Source organism: Clostridium paraputrificum AGR2156, assembly GCF_000424025.1.
Classification (GTDB): domain Bacteria; phylum Bacillota; class Clostridia; order Clostridiales; family Clostridiaceae; genus Clostridium; species Clostridium paraputrificum.
Map to the genome: position 1 here is coordinate 70633 of NZ_KE384123.1, position 7018 is coordinate 77650.

The window sequence follows — 7018 nt, forward strand, 5'->3', positions numbered from 1 at the left end:
AGCGTGTCTTATTATTTTACTATTTTCCTGCAACAGATAATTCATTAATAATAACAGATGGTGATCCCACACTACTCATTGGGAACTTTAAGTCTTCCCCTATAACTTTAATTTCTTTCAATAAGTCAAAGAAGTTACCAGCTATAGTTATTTGTTCAACAGGAAATGATTTCTTTCCATTCTCTATATAGAATCCTTTTGCTGCTAATGAGAAATCTCCAGTAATAGAATTTGCTCCTGAATGCATTCCTGCAAGCTCAGTTATCATTAGCCCTTCCCCTACTTCTTCATATAATTCATCTATAGATTTACTTCCCTTCTCTATATAGAAGTTAGTTTGAGATATTCCAACTGTAGATGCATATGAAGCTTTAAATCCATTTCCTGTAGTTTTTATACCTGCTTTATTTGCAGTCTTTAAATTATGAAGTAAAGTTTCTAACTTTCCTTTAGATATAATTTCTTTTTTATATGTTGCTACCCCTTCATCATCAAATGGAGTAGAAGCTAACCCATCTTCTAATAGTGGATTATCAACCAAAGTTACTATTGATGATGCAATTATTTCTCCTTCTCTGTCCTTTAATAAAGAAAGACCTTTTTGTGCTGCATCTCCACTAAATACTCCGGCAAATGTTGATAATAAAGAAACCATAGCTTCATTATATATTAATGTCTTATACTTACCTGACTTAATGCTTTTACCATTTATTCTTGATAACGCCTCTTCAATACCTTGTTTAGCTATCTTTCTTGGATTTACTTCTTTTAATGAGTTTGCTGTTACATAACCAGTTCCATCATATTTTTCCCCTGATTCTTCAACTATAGGTACTACATATGCTGTTAGCAGATTAGTCTTATTACTAAGCTCTAGCCCTTTTGTATTATATATTCCATAACTAGATGTTCCATATCCTACACTACATCCTCCAAGATTAACTACTTTATCAGATAACTGTTTAGCTTCCTTTTCCATATTTAAAGCAATATCTATTAATTCGCTAGGTTTTACTGATTCTAGGTCTTCAGAATAAGTCTTCACTTCCTCATATTCTTTATCCCCTTCATAAATAAACTGTATATCTTCGCTCTCAACAGTTTTAGCTCCATCTTTAGCATTCTTTACTAACATTTCAATTGCTTCTTCATCCATAATTTCTGTGTATGAATATCCCATTTTCTCTTGAATTTTTCCTCTAAAAGATAAACCAAAAGTTTTATTTAAATTATATTTTTCAACCTCTTCTTCGTAAACCGTTATATTTAAGCTTTCTCTATTTGTAAAGTATATCTCACACTCTTGAAAGCCTTCATTTTTAGCTCTATTAAATAATTTTTCCTTAAATTCTCTAAATTCCATGTTAACCTCCTATCTTCCACCTACAGTAATTTCTTTTACTCTAATCATAGGTTGCCCAACATTAACAGGAACGCTACCAGATGAAGAACCACACATTCCTTGAGCTTGTGCTAAATTAGTTCCAACCATATCAATATTCATCAATACTTCGCTACCCTTACCTATTAAACTTGCTCCTCTAACAGGCTCTTGAATTTCACCATTCTTAACAAGATACCCCTCTGCTACAGCAAAATTGAACTCACCAGTTACAGGATTAACAGAACCTCCACCAAGTTTCTTAGCGTATAACCCCTCTGGAATTGATGCAATTATATCCTTTGGATCATCTTCTCCTGCTGCAATATAAGTGTTAGTCATTCTAGATGTTGGAGCAAACTTATAGCTCTGTCTACGAGCATTTCCTGTTGGATCCATTCCCATCCTTCTACCATTTAGCTTATCTATCATATATGACTTTAATATTCCATTTTCTATAAGAACATTTTTTCTTCCAGGTGTCCCCTCATCATCAACATTAATTGAACCCCAATGGTTTGGTAATGTACCATCATCAATTGCAGTTACTTTTGAAGATGCTATTTGTTTACCTAAACAATCAGAGAATACAGAGTTACCCTTTGCTACTGATGTAGCTTCTAATGAATGTCCACAAGCTTCATGGAATATAACTCCTCCAAATCCGTTGTCAATAGCAGCCATCATTCTACCTGCTGGACAGTTGCGTGCATTTAACATTACATATGCAGAACGTGCTGCTTCCTTACCGTAATATTCTGGATCAATCTCATTAAACATTTCAAAGCCTTTATATCTTCCTGGCCCCTCAAATCCTGTTTGATTTTCACCATCCTTAGATGCTACAGCATTTATTGCTAATCTTGTTCTAATTCTTCTATCTTCAACGTAAAGCCCTTCTGTATTTGCTATAAGTACTTTTTGATCTTTATCTATATATGATACACTTACTTGAGCTATATCTGAATGATATTCCTTGGCACTTTTATATGCTATTTTCATTACACCAACTTTTTTATTATAATCAACAACATTAGGAAATACTTCAATGTTATGTCTATCATTTATTATAGTTCTATTATTTATTACAATAGTTCTTTCTTCCCTTAAATCCCCTAAGGCTAAGGCTGCTTTATATGCAGTATCTAAAAGACCTTCCTTACTGCTATCATTTGTATATGCATAAACGCTTTTTAATCCTTTAAAGATTCGAATACCAACGCCATAACTTCTACCCCCTAAGGCGTTTTCAACTTTATTGTCTAAAATACCAATAGAATTATTTATACTATCTTCTTCAAATATTTCTGCAAAATCACCACCGGTAATTAGACACTTAGATAAAACCTTTGATGCTACCTCTCTTGAAATCATTTCAATCCTCCTATTTTATTGTTCTACTGTTTTCTTTAAAAGCACTTGCCCACTTGTCAATATAATTTGAACTACACCATTCAGCCATTATAACAGTTTCTCCCTCTTCAAGCTGTATCCTTTTTAGAGGTTCGTCTGATAAGGTACCATCTACAATTCTGTAAATAAGCATCTCATCCTTAAGAATTATAACTGCTAGAGATTTATATGGCGATGTATACGCATCTATCATATATGGGTTAACTCCTTTTAAAAGTTTCCATGATATTAATAGTGTATCATAATTTAATAACTTTTTAATAGGCTTTAATCTTGTTGGAAAGTTAATATATTTATCATTTTTTAAAGACGACATCCTCCCCTGAATAACCCATTTTCCATTATCCCTTACTAAAGTAAAATTACTATAATCTATATATTGTGATAATGATGATTTAATTTCATTATTAAGTGTATTATAAGTTTCATTATAGGCATCCGTATAATCAGTATAGGAATCTTTAGTTGTATATAAATCGCTTATAGATATTCCAGTTGATGTATTCATATTATCTATTGGTAGTACTTCATAATAATCAGATTCATATTTGCTATTATTACTTACTACTTCTGTTGCTATATAATCATTACTTATAAAATTTATATTCCTTAATAAGGTTGTTCCATCTTCAATATTACCTTTTATTTCTTCAACCAACTTGTTATTATACTCAACTGTAGCTATATCAATTGGAGCTGATTCAAAATACTCGTACCTTATCTTTCTTTCCTTATCCTCATACAACTTTGGCTCTAAGTACCATATACCTTTAAGTCTTGGAAATATAATGTTCTCTCTTTCTTTAACATCTTGAAGGCTTCCATCTTTTGTACTAATCCATAAGGTTCTATATGTTTCTGGCATTCCTTCTGCTTCAGAAGGCTTCTTCAAAGTTATATATAGTCCTTCTGAAATCCCTGATTCATCTTTAACAACTGAACCTTCATAATCAGCATACTTTTGCTCTTCACTTATATCTATATCTTTATTTAACTTAAGTTTAAAAATTATACCTTGGTAATATAAATAGGATTCTTCTTCTGTATTATAAAAAAATTCTGCTAATACTTTGTTCTGATATATTATAGAATATACATCTATACTCTCTATCTCATTTCCTAATAAGTTTGACATTTTATATTTATTCTCATAAGAAATTGTATAATTAGGCTTTACAACCTTTACTGTATATTTTATTTTCTTAATATCTTCTCCAGATAGGCTAATTCCATTGCTTCTTATTTTTATAGGATTTGAGGTTATATTTTTTATATCCTCATCAGATAGTACATTAGGTTCTAATATCTTATATACCTCTGCATTCCATCCTCCTTTTATTTTTAAGTTCATATTACGTGGAGGTACTATTACTGAGCTACTTTCTTGTTGAACAAAAGAACACCCCATTAGAAGAAAGATACATAAAAAAATACATATAACACTACTAAAAAGTCTTTTCATTAGCTTCTTCCTCCTTAATTACTGGCAAAATTACGGTTACTGATGTCCCTTTGCCCTCTTCACTTTCAATAAAAATCTCTCCATTATGTAATTTAACTATTTCATCACATATAGACAAACCTATACCATTTTTAGATTTTGCATTCTTACCCTTATAAAATTTTTCTTTTACCCTTGGCAAATCTTCCTTTGTTATTCCAGACCCATCATCCTGGACAACTATTTTTAAAGAACCTTCAACAGCGGTAAAACTTATGCTTATAGTACCTTCTGCTTCTGTAAACTTGAAAGCATTATCTAAAAGATTTATTAATACTTGCTTTATTCTATCAATATCTACATATATTTTTTTATTCTCAGAATCTAAATTTATATTAAGCCTTTTATTTTCACGCCTAGCTCTAGCTGACATATATACATCAATATAATCAGATATAGCTTTTATTGAGACTTCTTTCTTATTTAAAGTCATTTTACCACTTGATAATCTAGAAAAATCCAAAAGTTCCTCTACCATATTAACTAATCTATCAGTTTCTTTTTCAATTATATTCAATCCCATTTTTAAAGTATCTTTATCTGTTTGCGAATCATCTAATGTTATTACCCATCCCTTTATAGCAGTTAATGGAGTTCTTAATTCATGTGAAATGGATGAAATAAATTCATTTTTTAATTGTTCTCTCTTTTGTATTTCTTCTGCCATGTAATCCAAGGTTTTAGCTAATTTACCTATCTCATCCCTTGAATTAGTATCACTTCTTACTCCTAAATCTCCCCCAGCCATTTCCTCTGCTACTATAGTAAGTTTCTTTATTGGCACTACTATATTTTTTGCTAAAATTGTACTAACTAAAATTGAAAAAATCAGAACAGTTATAGATATAATTAAGAAAAATACTATTATATTACTTATTCCTTTATCTACAGCTTCAAGAGAAACAACTAATCTCATTACTCCTATAACTTTTCCATCAGACTCTATTGGTGTTGATAATGCCATTACTTTATAGTCATAATAACTTACATTTCCAATCCACCTATTATTTTTTTCTCCTTGTAGTGACTTTTGCACATCTATATATTTAACATTATCTTCTACCACTCCTATAGAATCCATTAACATTGAACCAGTATTATCATATATCTGTATTTGTGCATCAGTTTGTTCCCAAAATGAATCTAAACTATCATAAATGTTTTCCTCTAAAGAATATAAATTAAAGTATTTTTTATAAAAGTTAGTTGTTACTTGTAACTGATTTTTTAATAAATCATTCATATTATCATAATAGTACTTTCTTACAAAAGTAATAAGCAATATATCTAGTACTAAAATAGTTATAAATATTACTATAGAGAAACTCTTAACTAACCTACTTTTTATTGTTCTCATAATTTATCCCTTCCATCTATAACCTATTCCCCATACAGTTTCTATATACTGTGGATTTGATGAATCATCCTCTATCTTTGATCTTAACCTTCTTATATTAACATCTATTATTTTAGGGTCTCCAAAAAAGTTATATCCCCATATTAAATTTAATAATTCATCTCTAGTAAATGCTTTATTAGGATTTTCAATGAATAGCTTCATTAACATGTATTCCTTAGGAGTTACATCAATCTCTTTATTATTCTTTAATAATTTTTGAGAGTACAAATCAATTATAAATGGACCACCCATTAACTTATTTTTATTATTACTACTTTCATCTTCACTTATCCCTATACGTCTTAAAATAGCTTTTACCCTTAGCACAACTTCTAAAGGATTGAATGGCTTTATTATATAATCATCAGCACCAAACTCTAATCCCATAATTTTATCCATATCTTGCCCTTTTGCTGTTAGCATAATTATACCTACATTAGGGAACTCTTTTCTTAGTCTACTGCAAACTTGGAATCCATCAATTCCAGGAAGCATAACATCTAAGATTATTATTTCGGGTTTTTCCCTTAAAGCTTTTTCAATTCCTTCTTCTCCAGTTTCCGCCTCTATAACTTCAAATGAGTTTCGTTCTAAATTTATCTTTAAAAACCCTCTTATACTTTCTTCATCTTCTACTAATAAAATCTTTGTCATAATAACACCTCAATACTATTTTCTCTTATATTATTAATAATTACCTCATTTTATATCATACTATTAATTTTTATTATAATATAAATATTATTCAAGGTAGTTACAATTTAATTAACATATTTATATGTGCAAAAATGGGTGGGGATATTTATTTTGCTTGTTCCGTCACAAAGCTCCAATTATTTATAACAAATTAAAATTTTATATTTTTTTACACGTCAAAAAAAGCGATGGTAATCCATCGCTTAAAATTCTAAATGGCTCCGCGGAGAGGGCTCGAACCTCCAACCTATCGGTTAACAGCCGAGTGCTCCACCATTGAGCTACCGCGGAATATTAATCAGAGCTGTTCTCTGAAAATTGCACATAATCATTGAAATATCTTTAACTTGGTCAAGCCCTCGACCTATTAGTATCAGTCAGCTACATACATTACTGCACTTACACCTCTGACCTATCAACCTCGTGTTCTTCAAGGGGTCTTACTAGCTTATGCTATGGGAAATCTCATCTTGAGGTGGGCTTCACGCTTAGATGCTTTCAGCGTTTATCCCTTCCCGACTTAGCTACCCAGCTGTGCTCCTGGCGGAACAACTGGTGCACCAGAGGTCAGTCCATCCCGGTCCTCTCGTACTAAGGACAGCTCCTCTCAAATTTCCTACGCCCGCGA

Annotated in this window: 5 protein-coding genes, 1 tRNA gene and 1 rRNA gene; all 7 read right to left on the bottom strand. The window is 31.1% G+C overall.

The features are described from left to right. Positions 1-19: 19 nt before the first annotated feature. Positions 20-1363: a TldD/PmbA family protein gene (locus tag G594_RS0117990; protein ID WP_027099816.1), complete on the bottom strand. Its 1344-nt coding sequence runs from the start codon at positions 1361-1363 to the stop codon at positions 20-22. Between the two features lie 9 nt (positions 1364-1372). Continuing rightward, on the bottom strand, positions 1373-2755 hold the full coding sequence (locus tag G594_RS0117995; protein ID WP_027099817.1) for a TldD/PmbA family protein: 1383 nt from the start codon (positions 2753-2755) through the stop codon (positions 1373-1375). Between the two features lie 10 nt (positions 2756-2765). After that, complete coding sequence (locus G594_RS0118000; protein ID WP_027099818.1) at positions 2766-4256, bottom strand: hypothetical protein; 1491 nt, start codon at positions 4254-4256, stop codon at positions 2766-2768. Beyond that, complete coding sequence (locus tag G594_RS0118005) at positions 4240-5652, bottom strand: sensor histidine kinase (protein ID WP_027099819.1); 1413 nt, start codon at positions 5650-5652, stop codon at positions 4240-4242. The genes G594_RS0118000 and G594_RS0118005 overlap by 17 nt, the downstream gene beginning before the upstream one ends. A gap of 3 nt (positions 5653-5655) precedes the next feature. Continuing rightward, positions 5656-6348 (bottom strand): response regulator transcription factor, encoded by a 693-nt coding sequence (locus G594_RS0118010; RefSeq protein WP_027099820.1) that lies wholly within the window; start codon positions 6346-6348, stop codon positions 5656-5658. Positions 6349-6606: 258 nt separating this feature from the next. Then, positions 6607-6681, bottom strand: a tRNA-Asn gene (locus tag G594_RS0118015). Between the two features lie 56 nt (positions 6682-6737). After that, positions 6738-7018: ribosomal RNA gene (locus G594_RS0118020) — 23S ribosomal RNA — on the bottom strand; the annotation flags it as partial.